We start from the raw sequence: 13,579 nt of genomic DNA on the forward strand, positions 1-13,579 counted from the left end.
GACCCGAGGAACGCCGTTGCCGTCGAAGCTCTTCCGCAATGCCCGCATCCACACGCTGACCGGCGAGAAGAAGCCCGCCGAGGCGCTGCTCGCCGTCGATGGCGAGATCGTGGCGATCGGCGAAGACCCCGAGGTCGGCGCACTCGCCGGCCCGGGCACGATCGAGGTCGATCTCGGCGGTCTCGCGGTCGTGCCGGGGTTCATCGATGCGCACATCCACACCGCACTGCTCGCCGGCGAGCGAGGACAGCTCGATCTGCGGGGCGTCCGAAGCCTCGACGAGGCGCTGGCGGCGATCCGGTCCCATGCGGCGGGCCTGCCGGGGGGTCGCGGCATCTTTTGGGGCAGCTGGGACTCCAACACGTGGGCCGTGCCCGTGCAGCCCGATCGCCACAGCCTCGACCGCATCTGCCCCGACCGACCAGTCGTGCTTCCGAGCATCGACGGGCACACCGTCTGGGCCAACAGCTTCGCCCTCGCCGCAGCCGGGATCACGGCGGCGACGCCCGATCCGGTCGGAGGCGAGATCGTGCGGGATGCGCGGGGCGAGCCCACCGGCATCCTCCGAGAGGAGGCGCAGCGCCCGCTCGATGCCGTGATCGGCGCGCCGTCGGTCGCCGACCTCGTCGAACAGCTCGCGGTCGAGCAGGAGCACCTGCTCGCCGTCGGTCTCACGGGCGTGCACGACATCGACGGCGAAGACGCCCGCGCCGCCTACCTCGAGCTGCATCGGAGCGGTCGCCTGAGGCTCCGCGTCCACAAGGCCATCCCCGCCGTCCACCTCGATGCGGCGATCGCCGAGGGCCGGTACACGGGCCAGGGCGACGACTGGTTCCAGACCGGCCCGGTCAAGCTCTTCTCCGACGGCGCGCTCGGCTCGCACACCTCGCACATGGGCGAGGCGTTCGTCGGGGAGTCCGGCAATCGCGGCATCGAGGTGATCCCGTACGCCCGGCTGCGCGAGCTCGTGCGCACGGCGGCCCGCGCGGGCATCGCGGTCGCCACGCACGCGATCGGCGACGAGGCGAACCATCTCGTGCTGAACGCCTACGCCGAGATCGTCGAGCTCAGTCGCGCCGCAGGCCTCAGGCATCGCATCGAGCACGCCCAGCACATCCGCTGGGACGACCTTCCCCGATTCGCGGAGCTCGGCGTGATCCCGTCCCTGCAACCGACGCACTGCACCTCGGACATCGCGCTCGCGTCGACCCTGCTCGCCGGACGCGACCTCGCGAACTACGCGTGGCGTGCCCTCGCCGATTCCGGTGCGCACGTGGCCTTCGGCTCGGATGCCCCGGTGGAGAGCCCGAATCCGATGCACGCGGTGCACGCCGCCGTCACTCGGGAGAACGCCGCAGGGGAGCCGGCCGGAGGCTGGGAACCCGAGCAGCGAGTGACCGTCGCCGAGGCCCTCGCGGCCCATTCTGCGGGCAGCGCCTACGCCGCCCACCGCGACCACCGGCAGGGAACGCTCGCCGTCGGCAGGCTCGCGGACTTCGTCGCGCTCGAGCGGGACCCGTTCGAGGTGGAGCCGACCGAGCTCCGCGACCTGCAGGTCGCCACCACGGTGGTCGGCGGCGAGGTGCGCTTCCAGCGCTGAGGCTCAGACGACGGATGCCCCGGGGCCAGGGCCCCGGGGCATCCGTTCAGTGCGCGTTCGCGGTGATCAGCCGATGCGGATCATCTTCTTGTTGACGAACTCGTCGGCGCCGAAGCGGCCGAGCTCGCGGCCCGAGCCCGAGCGCTTGACGCCGCCGAAGGGCAGCTCTGCGCCGTCGGCGCCGACCAGGTTCACGAAGACCATGCCGGCCTCGATCTTGTCGGCGACGCGGAGGGCCTGCTCGGAGTCCGTCGTGAAGACGTAGGAGCCGAGGCCGAACGGGGTGTTGTTCGCGAGCTCGACCGCCGCGGCTTCGTCGGCGACCTTGAAGACCTGCGCGACCGGGCCGAAGAACTCCTCGTGGAAGGCGTCGGAGCCGGGCTGCACGTCGGTGAGGATCGTGGCCGAGTAGTAGTTGCCGTCGCGCGCGCCGCCGTGGTGGAGCGTTGCGCCCTGTGCGACGGCCCGCTCGACCTGCTCGGCGAGGCCCTCGGCGGCCTTGGCCGACGACAGCGGGCCGAGTGCGGTGCCGGCCTGGGCGGGGTCGCCCTGCTCGACCTCGCTCATCGCCGCGGTGAACTTCTCGAGGAACGGCTCGTAGAGGTCTTCGACGACGATGAACCGCTTGGCCGCGTTGCAGGCCTGGCCGTTGTTGTCGACGCGGGCGAAGACGGCGGCGCCGACCGTGGCGTCGAGGTCGTCGGTCGAGAGCAGGATGAAGGGGTCGGAGCCGCCGAGCTCGAGCACGACCTTCTTCAGGTGGCGACCGGCGATCTCGGCGACGATCGCGCCGGCCCGCTCGGAACCGGTGAGCGAGATGCCCTGCACACGCGGGTCGGCGATGACGGTCTCGATCTGCTCGTGCGAGGCGTAGATGTTGACGTAGGCGCCGACCGGGAAGCCGGCGTCGAGGAAGATCTGCTCGATCGCGGCGGCCGACTCGGGGCACTGCTCGGCGTGCTTGAGCAGGATCGTGTTGCCGATGATGAGGTTCGGGCCGGCGAAGCGGGCGACCTGGTAGTACGGGAAGTTCCACGGCATGATGCCGAGGAGCGGGCCGAGCGACGAGCGGCGGATGAGGGCCGAACCCTCACCGGCCAGCAGGTCGATCTTCTCGTCGGCGAGCAGCGACTCGGCGTTGTCGGCGTAGTACTCGTAGATCGCGGCCGAGAACTCGACCTCGCCGACGGCCTGCTCGATCGGCTTGCCCATCTCGCGCACGATGATCTCGCCGAGCTCCTGGGCGCGCTCGTTGTGCAGTTCGGCGACGCGACGCACGAGGGCGGCGCGCTCGGCGACCGTGGTGTTCTTCGACCAGGTGCGGTGCGCCTCGGTGGCCGCGGCGATGGCGGCCTGCAGGCCCTCGTCGGTGATGGTGTCGTAGGACTCGACCGTCTCGCCGGTGGCGGGGTTGGTCACGGCATAGGGCATGGGTTTCTCCTTCTCGGGGTGCACACACTGCACACACGCCAGAGCTCGTCTGCCGCCGTGCATACGCTCGACTTCAAAGATATATCAGCGGATGATTCAGATCGACCCGGATGACGCGGGGTCGACGAGTACTCGCAGCGGCGTGCCGGGGCAGGGCTCGCCGGAGCCGGCGAGGTCGGCCAGCTGCCCCACCTGCAGGGACGGCTCGGTCGAGAGCACGACGCGGCCCTCGTCGTTCACGAGGGCGAGCGGTGCGGGCACGTCGAGGAACGCGGCGAGCAGCTCGCGCTCGAGTCGGCGCACCGAGACGTCGGCGCCGATGACGCCGACCATGCGCGAGTCGTCCGCGTGCACCGGCATCGTCATCGTCAGGATGTAGTCGCAGGTGCAGAGGTGGTCGACATAGGGTCCGGTCACGTGCGCGTGCCGGGTCGTCGCGGGGATGCGATACCACTCGAGGGCGCGGAAGTCGCGCAGGTACTCGGTGTACCCGCGGGTCGTGAGGTCCAGGCGCGTCGGCTCGGTCGTCGAGCCGAGCACGGGGTTCGCGTCGAGCGGCCCGAGCCACCACGCGAAGTGCACGTCCCGTCCGCGCACGATCTCGCCGTCGGCGATGAACCCGGCGCCGACGAGCAGCGGTTCCGAGTCGGTGAGGCGGGGGAGCACGAGCTCGGCGACGAGGGCGTCGAGCGCGGCCGGGCGCACTTCGGGCGCGCCGTCGATGAGCTGCTCGACCGGGGTGCGCCATGCGGCGAGCTGGTCGAAGACGCTCGCGAACACCGAGCCGACCGAGGCGGCGACGTCACGCGCTGACCGGCTCATCGAGCGCACCTCCCCGCTCGATCCTGGCCTTCGCCGCGAGGAGCGGCACCGAGAGGCCGCGCACGAGGTCGCCTGCGGACTCGCGGGCCTCCGCCGGGCGGTGCGCCGCGACGGCGCGGACGATGCGGCGGTCGTGCGCCGAGGCATCCGCTCGCTGCCCGTCGTCGTCGAGGCCGAGCAGCAGGAGGGGACCGAACTCGGCCTGCAGCCGGATCTGCTCGCGCACGAGCCGGGCCGACTGGCTGAGCACGGCGACCTCGAGGAAGAAGCCGCCCTGGTTCGTGCGAGCGGATGCCGCGGTGCCGAAGTCGGCCGCGGCGAGCCACGCCGCGAGACGCTCGGCATCGCCGGCGGACGCGCGCTCGGCGGCGCGCTCGGCGATGCCGGCGAGGATCGCACCGAAATACACCGCCATGTCGCTGAGCTCGACCTGGGCGAGGCCGCGCAGGCGCGCGGTGATGAGCGAACGGTGGTCGGCGTCGTCGGCGACGACGAAGCTGCCGCCCTCTCGCCCGCGACGGGTCTCGACGAGCCCGGCCTCGCGCAGGATGCCGAGGCCCTCGCGCACGGTGATGAGCGCGACGCCGAAGCGGCGGGCGAGCTCGGGCTCGCTCGGCAGGCGTTCGCCGGCGCCGAGCACCCCGAGCACGATGCCGTCGGTGAGGCGCTGCGCGACCTGTTCGGCGCGGCCCGTGTCGGCGAGCTGGGCGAACACGGCTTCGCGCGCGCCCGGCCCCACCCTCGATTCCATGCGTTCAGGCTAGTCGAGCGACTCGCCCGGAATCTCACCACGGCTTGTCAGGCGATGCTGCGACGATCCTCGGAACGGCGTCGGCGTCGGTCGGGACGGGGCGAGCGGCACGAAAAGAAGCGATATAGGATGATTGAGCGGCCGCTGGGCCGCCGACATGCGAAGGCGGATGGGATGCGCGAGCGACGGGCCGACGAAGAGCCTGCGGGGGAGTCCGCGGGTGTGCTCGCGGGCGTGCGCGTCGCCGACTTCTCACGCGTGCTCGCCGGCCCGTACGCCACGATGCTGCTCGCCGACTTCGGCGCCGACGTCGTGAAGATCGAGTCACCGGCCGGCGACGACACCCGGCACTGGCGCCCGCCCGTCGACGCGAGCGGCCAGGCCACCTACTTCGGCAGCGTCAACCGCAACAAGCGCTCGGTCGCGCTCGACCTGACGGATGCCGCGGGCCTCGCCGAGGCGCAGCGGCTGGCGGCCACGGCCGACGTCGTCATCGAGAACTTCCGGCCGGGCGTGATGGACCGCTTCGGGCTCTCCTACGACGAGGTGCGAGAGTCGAACCCCGGCGTCGTCTACTGCTCGATCACGGGCTTCGGAGCAGGGGAGGGCGCCGCGCTCGCGGGCTACGACCTGCTCGTGCAGGCCGTCGGCGGGCTCATGTCGATCACCGGTGCGGCCGACGGCGAGCCCGCGAAGGCCGGCGTCGCCCTCGTCGACGTGCTCACCGGGCAGAACGCCGTCGCCGGCATCCTGCTCGCCCTGCGCGATCGCGACCGCACCGGGCTCGGGCAGCGCGTCGAGGTCAACCTCCTGCAGGGACTGCTCTCCGCCCTCACGAACCAGGCGGCCTCCACGCTCGCCACGGGGACGCCGCCGCGGCGGCTCGGCAACGCGCACCCGAGCATCGCGCCCTACGCCGTGTTCCACGCGGCCGATCGCGAGCTCGTGATCGCCGTCGGCAACGACAAGCAGTTCCGGGCGCTCGCCGCGGTGCTCGGCGTTCCCGCGCTGGCCGACGACCCGCGGTTCGCGGGCAACGTCGACCGCGTCGCGCATCGCGTCGAGCTCACGGCGGCGATCGAGGAGCGGCTGGCCGCGGCATCCGCTGGGCACTGGGTCGAGGTGCTGAGCTCGGCCGGCGTGCCGGCCGGTCTCGTGAACGACGTCGCCGAGGCGATCGCCTTCGGCGAGGCGCTCGGCCTCGAGCCCGTCGCCGAGATCGCCGCCGGTGCGTTCACGAGCCGCACGGTCGCGAACCCGATCGGCCTCTCGGCGAGCCCCGCCGCGTACCGCACTCCGCCGCCGACGCTCGACGAGCACGGCGGCGCCGACTGGCACCAGACCCCCGCGAAAGGACCGCACCGATGACCACCGCACCCTCGATCGACGCCGTGTTCGACCTCGACTCCCTGCTCAGCTCCGAGGAGCGCGAGTGGCAGCAGAAGGCCCGCGCCTTCGCGCAGGACCGCCTGCTGCCGGTCATCGAGGAGGATTTCGAGGCCAAGCACTTCCGCCGTGAGTTCGTGAAGGAGCTCGGTGACGCCGGCTTCCTCGGCATGCACCTGCAGGGCTACGGATGCGCCGGGGCGGGCGCCGTCTCGTACGGCCTCGTGTGCCTCGAGCTCGAGGCCGCCGACAGCGGCTGGCGCACCTTCGTCTCGGTGCAGGGCTCGCTCGCGATGAGCGCGATCCACAAGTACGGCTCCGAGGAGCAGAAGCAGCAGTGGCTGCCGGGCATGGCCGCCGGCGACCTCATCGGATGCTTCGCGCTCACCGAGCCGCAGGGCGGCTCGGACCCCGCGGGCATGACGACGACCGCGCGCCGCGACGGCGACGGCTGGGTGCTCGACGGCGCCAAGCGCTGGATCGGCCTCGCCTCGCTCGCCGACGTCGCCGTGGTCTGGGCGAAGGTCGACGACCCCGAGTTCGGCGGCGGCGACGGCGGGCGCGCGGTTCGCGGGTTCCTCGTGCCGACCTCGACGCCGGGCTTCACGGCGACGCCGATCGACGGCAAGCTCTCGATGCGCGCCTCGGTTCAGTGCGACATCGCACTCGACGGCGTGCGCGTCGACGGCGACGCGATCCTGCCGGGCGCGAAGGGGCTCTCCGGCCCGTTCGGCTGCCTGAACGAAGCGCGCTACGGCATCGTGTGGGGCGCGATGGGGGCGGCCCGCTCGTGCCTCGAGGCGGCCATCGAGCGGTCGACCTCCCGCGAGGTGTTCGGCAAGCCGATCGGCGCGAACCAGCTCATCCAGGCGAAGCTCGCCGACATGTTCCTCGAGGTCGAGAAGGGGATCCTCCTCGCCCTGCACCTCGGGAGGCTGAAGGAGCGCGGCACCCTCACGCCCGCGCAGATCTCGGTCGGCAAGCTCAACAGCGTGCGCGAGGCGCTCACGATCGCGCACGAGGCGCGGGCGATCCTCGCCGGAGACGGCATCACCAACGCCTGGCCCGTCATGCGCCACGCGGCGAACCTCGAGTCCGTGCGCACCTACGAGGGCACCGACGAGATCCACCAGTTGATCCTGGGGCGCGAGCTCACCGGGCTGAACGCGTTCTGATCCCGAGAGCAGGAGGACGACATGCCTGAGGTGAAGAGCACAGCGGATGCCGCGGGCATCGCACCGCGCGACGAGCAGCGTCGTGACGATGACGCGGTCGTCGCCGATACCGGGGCCGAAGTCGAGATCGCGGTGCGGTTCGCCGCGGCATCCGGCCTCGACCGGTCGCCCCGCGCCGACCGCGCCCGGTGGCTCACCGCACTCGCCGAGGCGCTCGAAGCGCACCGCGACGAACTCGTCGCGCTCGGCGCGGAGGAGACCCACCTCAGCCCGGGGCGACTCTCGGGCGAGGTGACTCGCACGGCGACCCAGCTGCGCTTCTTCGCAGGTGTCGTTCGCGAGGGGTCGTACCTCGAGGCGACACTCGACGCTCCCGACCCATCGCTCACCCCGCCTCGCCCCGACCTGCGGCGGATGCTGCGCCCGCTCGGAGTCGTCGCAGTCTTCGCCGCCTCGAACTTCCCGTTCGCGTTCTCGGTGCTCGGCAACGACACCGCGTCGGCGCTCGCCGCAGGCTGCCCCGTCGTCGTGAAGGCGCATCCAGGGCATCCACGGCTCTCGCGTCGGGTCGTGCAGATCGCACACGTCGCGCTCGTCGAGGCAGGCGCGCCCACGACGGCGCTCGCCCTCGTCGACGGCTTCGACGCGGGCACCGCGCTCGTGCGGCATCCGCTCGTCTCGGCGGTGGGGTTCACCGGCTCGACCCGCGGCGGGCGCGCGCTCTTCGACCTCGCCTCCGCCCGGCCCGCGCCGATCCCGTTCTACGGCGAGCTCGGCTCGATCAATCCCGTCGTCGTCACGGCGGCCGCCGCTGCCGGGGATGTCGCGGGCATCGCTGCCGGCCTCGCCGGCTCGTTCACCCGCGACGGCGGCCAGTACTGCACGAAGCCCGGGCTCGTCTTCGTGCCCGAGGGGTCGGGGTTCGAGGCCGCGCTCGTCGCCGCACTCGCCGAGGCCCCGTCGCAGACCCTGCTCACCGAGGGCATCGCGAGCGCGTTCGACTCGGGGTCGGCGGCGCTCGCCGCGCGCGACGACGTCGAGCTCGTCATCGCCGGCGACCAGGCGACGGATGCCGCGGCGCCCGTCGTGATCGCGACGACGACGGGCGCGTTCGTCGCCGCCCACGAGACCTTCCTCGAGGAGTGCTTCGGCCCGCTCACGGTGCTCGTGCGCTACGCCGACGAGGCCTCGCTGGGCGGTGCGCTCGCGGTGCTCGACGGCTCGCTCACGGGCACGATCCACCACGCCCCGGGCGAAGACGTCACGGCACTCACCGAGGCCCTCGCCCGGGTCGCGGGCCGCATCGTCTACAACGGCTGGCCGACGGGCGTCGCGATCGCCTGGGCGCAGCACCATGGCGGCGGCTGGCCCGCGACGACCGCATCGGTGCACACCTCCGTCGGCGCCACCGCGATCCGCCGCTGGCTCACGCCCATCGCCTACCAGGACGCACCCGCCGCCGTGCTCCCGCCCGAGCTCGCCGACGGCAACCCGCTCGGCATCCCGCGCCGCGAGGACGGCGTGCTCGTGGCAGGCGCGACCGGATAGCACGACGGAGGGGGCGGCCTGGATCGGCCGCCCCCTCCGTCGTCGCCTTCAGTTGATGCCGGGGATGACGAGCCAGCGGTTCACGAGCACGAGCCAGAGCGCGACGAACACGATCGCGGCGATCGTGACCGCCACGCTGGTGCGGCCGCGCACGATGAGCGCGACGACGAGCACGACGAGTGTCGCGATGCCGAGCACGAGCGATCCGAACGGGATCCCCGGGACGAAGAGCGACAGCACGAACAGTGCGGCGACGACGACCTCGATGATGCCGACGACGGAGCCGCCGCGCCCGCGGAGGCGTCGGATCCCGTCGACGAGGGCGAGTGCGCCGCCGACGAGCGCGATGATGAGGAGCCATGACAGGGTGATCACGGGTGAAGGTTCCTTCCGGTTGGTGCGGGGGTCACCACGGCGACGGAGGGGACTCCATCGCCGCGGCAAGCGTATCCACCGGCGATCCTGCGGCGGAAGGGCTTGCGCGACAGGTCGCCGACACGGTATGCCCCGAACGGAATGTGATCGGATGCCGCGAATCGAGCGGATTCGGAAATGAAACGCGGGGTAACGCCGTTTTCCTCACCGGCGATGCCGTGATGGACTCGTCCGCATGGCGATGGCACCCGTCGCCGCACAGCACTCCCCACGAACGGAGCTCCACATGTCCCGCGCACCCCGCGTTCGCACCCTGCTCGGCCTCGCCGCAGCATCCGTCGCCGTCGTCGCCCTCGCCGCCTGCTCGAGCGGAGCGCCGGCGTCGAGCGAAGCGGCCGGTGACGACGAGTACGGACTGGTGAAGGCCGGAACGCTGACCGTCGCGACCGAGGGCACCTACCCGCCCTTCACGTACCACGAGGGCGGCGCGGGCGACCTCGTCGGCTACGACGTCGAGGTGGCCGAGGCCGTCGCCGACAAGCTCGGCCTCGAGATCCAGTTCGAGGAGACCCAGTGGGACGCGATCTTCGCGGGCCTCGACGCGGGCCGCTTCGACGTGATCGCGAACCAGGTCTCGATCAACCCCGACCGCGAAGAGGACTACCTCTTCTCGACGCCGTACACGGTGTCGCCGAGCGTCGTCGTCGTCAACGAGGGCGACGACTCGATCTCGAGCTTCGAAGACCTCGAGGGCAAGACCACGGCGCAGTCGCTGACGAGCAACTTCTACCAGCTCGCCGTCGACGCGGGCGCGAACGTCGAGGCCGTCGAGGGCTGGGCGCAGGCCGTCGCACTCCTCGAGCAGGGCCGCGTCGACGCGACCGTCAACGACAAGCTCACCTACCTCGACTACCTCAAGCAGACGCCCGATGCGAAGCTCGCCGTCGTGGCTGAGACCGACCCGAGCGAGAGCGCCCTCACCTTCACGAAGGACAAGACGGCGCTCGTGAAGGCCGTCGACGAGGCGCTCGCCGAACTCCGCGACGAGGGCGTGCTCGCCGAGCTCGGTGAGAAGTACTTCGGCGAGGACGTCTCGCAGTAGCGCTCGCCCGCATCACACCGGCGGATGCCGCGTACCGCCCCTGAATCGCACGGGCCGCAGTGCCCGAGTGGAATCATGGGGGACGCGGCATCCGCCGTATTCCGGAAGGCGGTGAGGCGATGACCGAGTGGCAGCTCGCGCTCGACTCGTTCTGGCCATTGCTCTGGGGCGGCATCAGCGGCACCATTCCGCTTGCAGTGGCCTCCTTCGCGCTCGGCCTCGTGCTGGCGCTCGGCGTCGCGCTCATGCGCCTCAGCCGCAATCGGGTGCTGAGCGGCATCGCGAGGTTCTACATCTCGGTGATCCGCGGCACCCCGCTGCTCGTGCAGCTGTTCGTGATCTTCTACGGCATGCCGTCGATCGGCATCACGATCGACCCGTGGCCGAGCGCGATCATCGCGTTCTCGCTCAACGTCGGCGGGTACGCCGCCGAGGTGATCAGGGCGGCCATCCTCTCGGTGCCGAAGGGGCAGTGGGAGGCCGGGTACACGATCGGCATGTCGCCCGGCACGACGCTCACCCGGCTGATCCTGCCGCAGGCTGCCCGCGTCTCGGTGCCGCCGCTGTCGAACACGTTCATCTCGCTGGTGAAGGACACCTCGCTCGCCTCGCTCATCCTCGTGACCGAGATGTTCCGGGTGGCGCAGGAGATCGCGGCGTTCAGCCGCGAGTTCCTGCTCATCTACATCGAGGCGGCGCTCATCTACTGGTTGTTCTGCCTCGTGCTCTCGAGCGGGCAGAACCTGCTCGAGAAGCGATTGGACCGCTATGTCGCCCACTGACCCGCTCGCCCCGGTCGAGCGACCCGACGACAGCGTGCTGCTCTCGGCCCGCGGCATCCGCAAGTCGTTCGGCGACAACGAGGTGCTGCGCTCGATCGACCTCGAGGTGCGGCGCGGCGAGGTCGTCGTGCTCATCGGCCCGAGCGGCTCGGGCAAGACGACCGTGCTGCGCGCGCTCAACGGCCTCGAGACGCCGGGCGCCGGCACGATCGACTTCGCCGGCGGCCCGGTCATCGACTTCGCCGCTCCGGTGCCGAAGGCCCAGCGCTATGCCCTGCGCGACCGCTCGGCGATGGTGTTCCAGCAGCACAACCTCTTCCCGCACATGACGGTGCTGCAGAACGTCGTCGAGGGCCCGGTGCGCGTGCAGAAGGTGCCGAAGGCGCGGGCCGTGGCCGAGGCATCCGCCCTGCTCGATCGCGTCGGCCTCGCGGAGAAGCGCGACGCCTACCCCTTCGAACTCTCGGGCGGGCAGCAGCAGCGCGTCGGCATCGTGCGTGCGCTCGCGCTGAAACCGCAGCTGCTGCTCTTCGACGAGCCGACGAGCGCGCTCGACCCCGAACTCGTGGGCGAGGTGCTGCAGGTCATCAAGGAGCTCGCCGACGAGGGATGGACCATGGTCGTCGTCACCCACGAGCTGAGCTTCGCGCGGCAGGCGGCCGACGAGGTGCTCTTCATGGACGGCGGCGTCGTGGTCGAACGGGGTGCCCCCGGCACGATCTTCACGAACCCGACGCACGAGCGCACCCGGCGGTTCCTCGACCGGATCCTGCGGCCGCTCGAGGACGGCGGTCAGGGCGACGTCAGCCCTTGACCGCGCCCGCCGTCAGGCCCTGCACGATGTAGCGGCTCGCGAACGCGAACAGGAGCATCGTCGGCAGGATCGTCAGCACGGCGGCCGCCGACATCGAGCCCCAATCGATGTTGAAGCTCGTGATGAAGCCGTTGAGCGCGGTCGGGATCGTCTTGTTCTCGTCCTTGTTCATGAGCGTCACCGACAGGAACAGCTCGTTCCAGCAGTTGACGAAGTTGAAGATGAACGCGGCAACGATGCCCGGCTTCATCACCGGGACGATGACCCGGAACAGTGCGCCGATCCGGGAGCATCCGTCGATCATCGCCGCCTCCTCGAGGGCGTCGGGGATGTTCGCGAAGAAGCCGCGCAGCATGATCGTGCAGAACGGGATGCACACCGCCACGTAGACGAGCATCAGGCCGAAGCGATCGTCGACGAGCCCCAGGTCCACCATGAGCAGGTAGAGCGGCCCCAGCGCGATGAACGTGGGGATCATCTGGGTCACGAGGAACGCCATGAGGATCGCGGACTTGCTGCGGAACTCGAACCGGGCCAGCACGTAGGCCGAGAGCAGCGAGATGAGCGTCGCGACGGTCGCCGCCGCGGTCGAGACGACGAGACTGTTGACGACGTAGGTGCCGAAGTCGGCCTTCTCGAACAGCTGCACGTAGTTCTCGAACGAGAACTCGGCCGGCCAGTACTGCAGCGGGTAGCTGAAGATGTCGCCGGGCGCCTTGAACGACGTCACGATGATCCAGTACAGCGGGAAGATCGTGATCACGAGCCAGAGCCCGAGGAAGCCGATGCGTGCGATGCGTGCGGGCGTGGTCTCGGTGACGATCACGACGACACCTCCTTCTTGCCGCGAAGGGCCATCAGGTAGAAGGCCGAGAAGACGAGCAGCAGGCCGACGACGATGAGTCCGAGCGCCGAGGCCACGCCGTAGTCGCCCTTCTGGGTGAACGTGATCATCCACGTGGTGATGATGTGGGTCTGGTTGGCGGGGCCGCCGCCGGTCATCGCCCAGATGATGTCGGGGAAGTTGAAGATCCAGATGACGCGGAGCAGCACGGTCAGGGCGAGTGTCGTCGAGATGTACGGGATCGTGATCTGGAAGAGCGTGCGCACCTTGCCTGCGCCGTCGAGCGCGGCGGCTTCGAAGAGCTCATCCGGAACGGATTGCAGCGCGGCGAGGATCATGATCGCGAAGAACGTCACGCCGTACCAGATGTTCGCGATGATCACCGCGAACATCGCGGTGTCGGGTTGCGCCAGCCACGGAATGCCCTGGTCGATGAGTCCGGTCTTCATCAGGAGGTCGTTGACGACCCCGAACTCTCCGTTGAACATCCAGCGGAAGAGGATGCCGATGAGGAAACCCGAGATCGCCCACGGGAAGAAGATGAGCGCCTGGTAGAGGCCGCGGAAGCGGAACTTCCGGCGCAGCCAGAGCGCGAGCGCGAAGCCGATCACCAGTTGCGGCACGATCGAAGCCACGACCCAGAGTACCGAGTTGCCGAGGATCACGCCGAACGCGGGATCGGCGAAGATCGTGGCGAAGTTCTGGAGCCCGATCCACGAGGTGTCGGTGAGGTTGCTCAGGTTCCAGTGGCGGAACGCCATCTGGCTGCCGGCGAGCATGGGGTAGTAGATGAACACGCCGACGAAGATCGCGGCGGGAAGCATGAACGCGGCGACGACGAGTCCGCGGCGCGTCGTGAAGGCGCGGCGGCGCCGAGGCGCGGGGGCAGGGGTCGCCGGGGCGGGAGCGCCCGCCCGTGTGGGCGGGCGCTCCTCGACGGTCGTCATCT

At 70.6% G+C, this 13,579-nt stretch carries 13 protein-coding genes; 7 read left to right on the forward strand and 6 right to left on the reverse strand.

What is annotated here, in order from left to right; genetic code table 11:
- Positions 1–16 precede the first annotated feature (16 nt).
- Positions 17–1,600, forward strand: a complete 1,584-nt coding sequence (locus tag BJY17_RS14965; RefSeq protein WP_179552062.1) for an amidohydrolase — start codon at positions 17–19, stop codon at positions 1,598–1,600.
- A gap of 66 nt (positions 1,601–1,666) precedes the next feature.
- Here BJY17_RS14965 and BJY17_RS14970 read toward each other — a convergent pair whose 3' ends face one another.
- From BJY17_RS14970 to BJY17_RS14980, 3 genes are all read right to left on the reverse strand, one after another.
- On the reverse strand, positions 1,667–3,031 hold the full coding sequence (locus BJY17_RS14970) for an NAD-dependent succinate-semialdehyde dehydrogenase (protein ID WP_179552063.1): 1,365 nt from the start codon (positions 3,029–3,031) through the stop codon (positions 1,667–1,669).
- Positions 3,032–3,127: 96 nt separating this feature from the next.
- Positions 3,128–3,853, reverse strand: coding sequence for a cache domain-containing protein (locus BJY17_RS14975; protein WP_179552064.1), 726 nt, complete (start codon positions 3,851–3,853; stop codon positions 3,128–3,130).
- Entirely contained in the window at positions 3,834–4,604 is a 771-nt protein-coding gene (locus tag BJY17_RS14980) for a FadR/GntR family transcriptional regulator (RefSeq protein WP_179552065.1), read from the reverse strand. Before BJY17_RS14980 ends, BJY17_RS14975 begins: the two co-directional genes overlap by 20 nt.
- A gap of 174 nt (positions 4,605–4,778) precedes the next feature.
- Here BJY17_RS14980 and BJY17_RS14985 point away from each other — a divergent pair, with 174 nt between their 5' ends.
- Genes BJY17_RS14985 through BJY17_RS14995 form a run of 3 tightly spaced genes read left to right on the forward strand, consistent with a single transcriptional unit; the run spans position 4,779 to position 8,713 of the window.
- Positions 4,779–5,972, forward strand: coding sequence for a CaiB/BaiF CoA transferase family protein (locus tag BJY17_RS14985; protein ID WP_179552066.1), 1,194 nt, complete (start codon positions 4,779–4,781; stop codon positions 5,970–5,972).
- On the forward strand, positions 5,969–7,165 hold the full coding sequence (locus tag BJY17_RS14990) for an acyl-CoA dehydrogenase family protein (protein WP_179552067.1): 1,197 nt from the start codon (positions 5,969–5,971) through the stop codon (positions 7,163–7,165). Before BJY17_RS14985 ends, BJY17_RS14990 begins: the two co-directional genes overlap by 4 nt.
- A gap of 21 nt (positions 7,166–7,186) precedes the next feature.
- A complete protein-coding gene (locus BJY17_RS14995; RefSeq protein WP_179552068.1) occupies positions 7,187–8,713 on the forward strand; it encodes an aldehyde dehydrogenase (NADP(+)) in 1,527 nt (508 codons plus the stop codon).
- A gap of 48 nt (positions 8,714–8,761) precedes the next feature.
- Here BJY17_RS14995 and BJY17_RS15000 read toward each other — a convergent pair whose 3' ends face one another.
- Positions 8,762–9,088: a hypothetical protein gene (locus BJY17_RS15000; protein ID WP_179552069.1), complete on the reverse strand. Its 327-nt coding sequence runs from the start codon at positions 9,086–9,088 to the stop codon at positions 8,762–8,764.
- Between the two features lie 286 nt (positions 9,089–9,374).
- Here BJY17_RS15000 and BJY17_RS15005 point away from each other — a divergent pair, with 286 nt between their 5' ends.
- From BJY17_RS15005 to BJY17_RS15015, 3 genes are all read left to right on the forward strand, one after another.
- Positions 9,375–10,190, forward strand: a complete 816-nt coding sequence (locus tag BJY17_RS15005; RefSeq protein WP_179552070.1) for an amino acid ABC transporter substrate-binding protein — start codon at positions 9,375–9,377, stop codon at positions 10,188–10,190.
- Between the two features lie 119 nt (positions 10,191–10,309).
- Positions 10,310–10,972: an amino acid ABC transporter permease gene (locus tag BJY17_RS15010; RefSeq protein WP_179552071.1), complete on the forward strand. Its 663-nt coding sequence runs from the start codon at positions 10,310–10,312 to the stop codon at positions 10,970–10,972.
- Positions 10,959–11,786, forward strand: coding sequence for an amino acid ABC transporter ATP-binding protein (locus BJY17_RS15015; RefSeq protein WP_179552072.1), 828 nt, complete (start codon positions 10,959–10,961; stop codon positions 11,784–11,786). Before BJY17_RS15010 ends, BJY17_RS15015 begins: the two co-directional genes overlap by 14 nt.
- Here the strand turns inward: BJY17_RS15015 and BJY17_RS15020 are convergent.
- Both BJY17_RS15020 and BJY17_RS15025 read right to left on the reverse strand, forming a co-directional pair.
- Positions 11,776–12,612: a carbohydrate ABC transporter permease gene (locus BJY17_RS15020; protein WP_179552073.1), complete on the reverse strand. Its 837-nt coding sequence runs from the start codon at positions 12,610–12,612 to the stop codon at positions 11,776–11,778. The two genes, BJY17_RS15015 and BJY17_RS15020, sit on opposite strands and share 11 nt — an antisense overlap.
- Complete coding sequence (locus BJY17_RS15025) at positions 12,609–13,577, reverse strand: carbohydrate ABC transporter permease (protein ID WP_218889927.1); 969 nt, start codon at positions 13,575–13,577, stop codon at positions 12,609–12,611. The genes BJY17_RS15020 and BJY17_RS15025 overlap by 4 nt, the downstream gene beginning before the upstream one ends.
- Positions 13,578–13,579: the final 2 nt, after the last annotated feature.

The sequence above is a fragment of the Agromyces hippuratus genome (genome assembly GCF_013410355.1).
GTDB classification, from domain to species: domain Bacteria; phylum Actinomycetota; class Actinomycetes; order Actinomycetales; family Microbacteriaceae; genus Agromyces; species Agromyces hippuratus.

Excerpts from the sequence above, each read along its gene's own strand:
- BJY17_RS14970 (WP_179552063.1), bottom strand. The coding sequence starts at position 3,031 with ATGCCCTATGCCGTGACCAACCCCGCCACCGGCGAGACGGTCGAGTCC.
- BJY17_RS14975 (WP_179552064.1), bottom strand. The coding sequence starts at position 3,853 with ATGAGCCGGTCAGCGCGTGACGTCGCCGCCTCGGTCGGCTCGGTGTTC.
- BJY17_RS14980 (WP_179552065.1), bottom strand. The coding sequence starts at position 4,604 with ATGGAATCGAGGGTGGGGCCGGGCGCGCGCGAAGCCGTGTTCGCCCAG.
- BJY17_RS14985 (WP_179552066.1), top strand. The coding sequence starts at position 4,779 with ATGCGCGAGCGACGGGCCGACGAAGAGCCTGCGGGGGAGTCCGCGGGT.
- BJY17_RS14990 (WP_179552067.1), top strand. The coding sequence starts at position 5,969 with ATGACCACCGCACCCTCGATCGACGCCGTGTTCGACCTCGACTCCCTG.
- BJY17_RS14995 (WP_179552068.1), top strand. The coding sequence starts at position 7,187 with ATGCCTGAGGTGAAGAGCACAGCGGATGCCGCGGGCATCGCACCGCGC.
- BJY17_RS15005 (WP_179552070.1), top strand. The coding sequence starts at position 9,375 with ATGTCCCGCGCACCCCGCGTTCGCACCCTGCTCGGCCTCGCCGCAGCA.
- BJY17_RS15010 (WP_179552071.1), top strand. The coding sequence starts at position 10,310 with ATGACCGAGTGGCAGCTCGCGCTCGACTCGTTCTGGCCATTGCTCTGG.
- BJY17_RS15015 (WP_179552072.1), top strand. The coding sequence starts at position 10,959 with ATGTCGCCCACTGACCCGCTCGCCCCGGTCGAGCGACCCGACGACAGC.
- BJY17_RS15025 (WP_218889927.1), bottom strand. The coding sequence starts at position 13,577 with ATGACGACCGTCGAGGAGCGCCCGCCCACACGGGCGGGCGCTCCCGCC.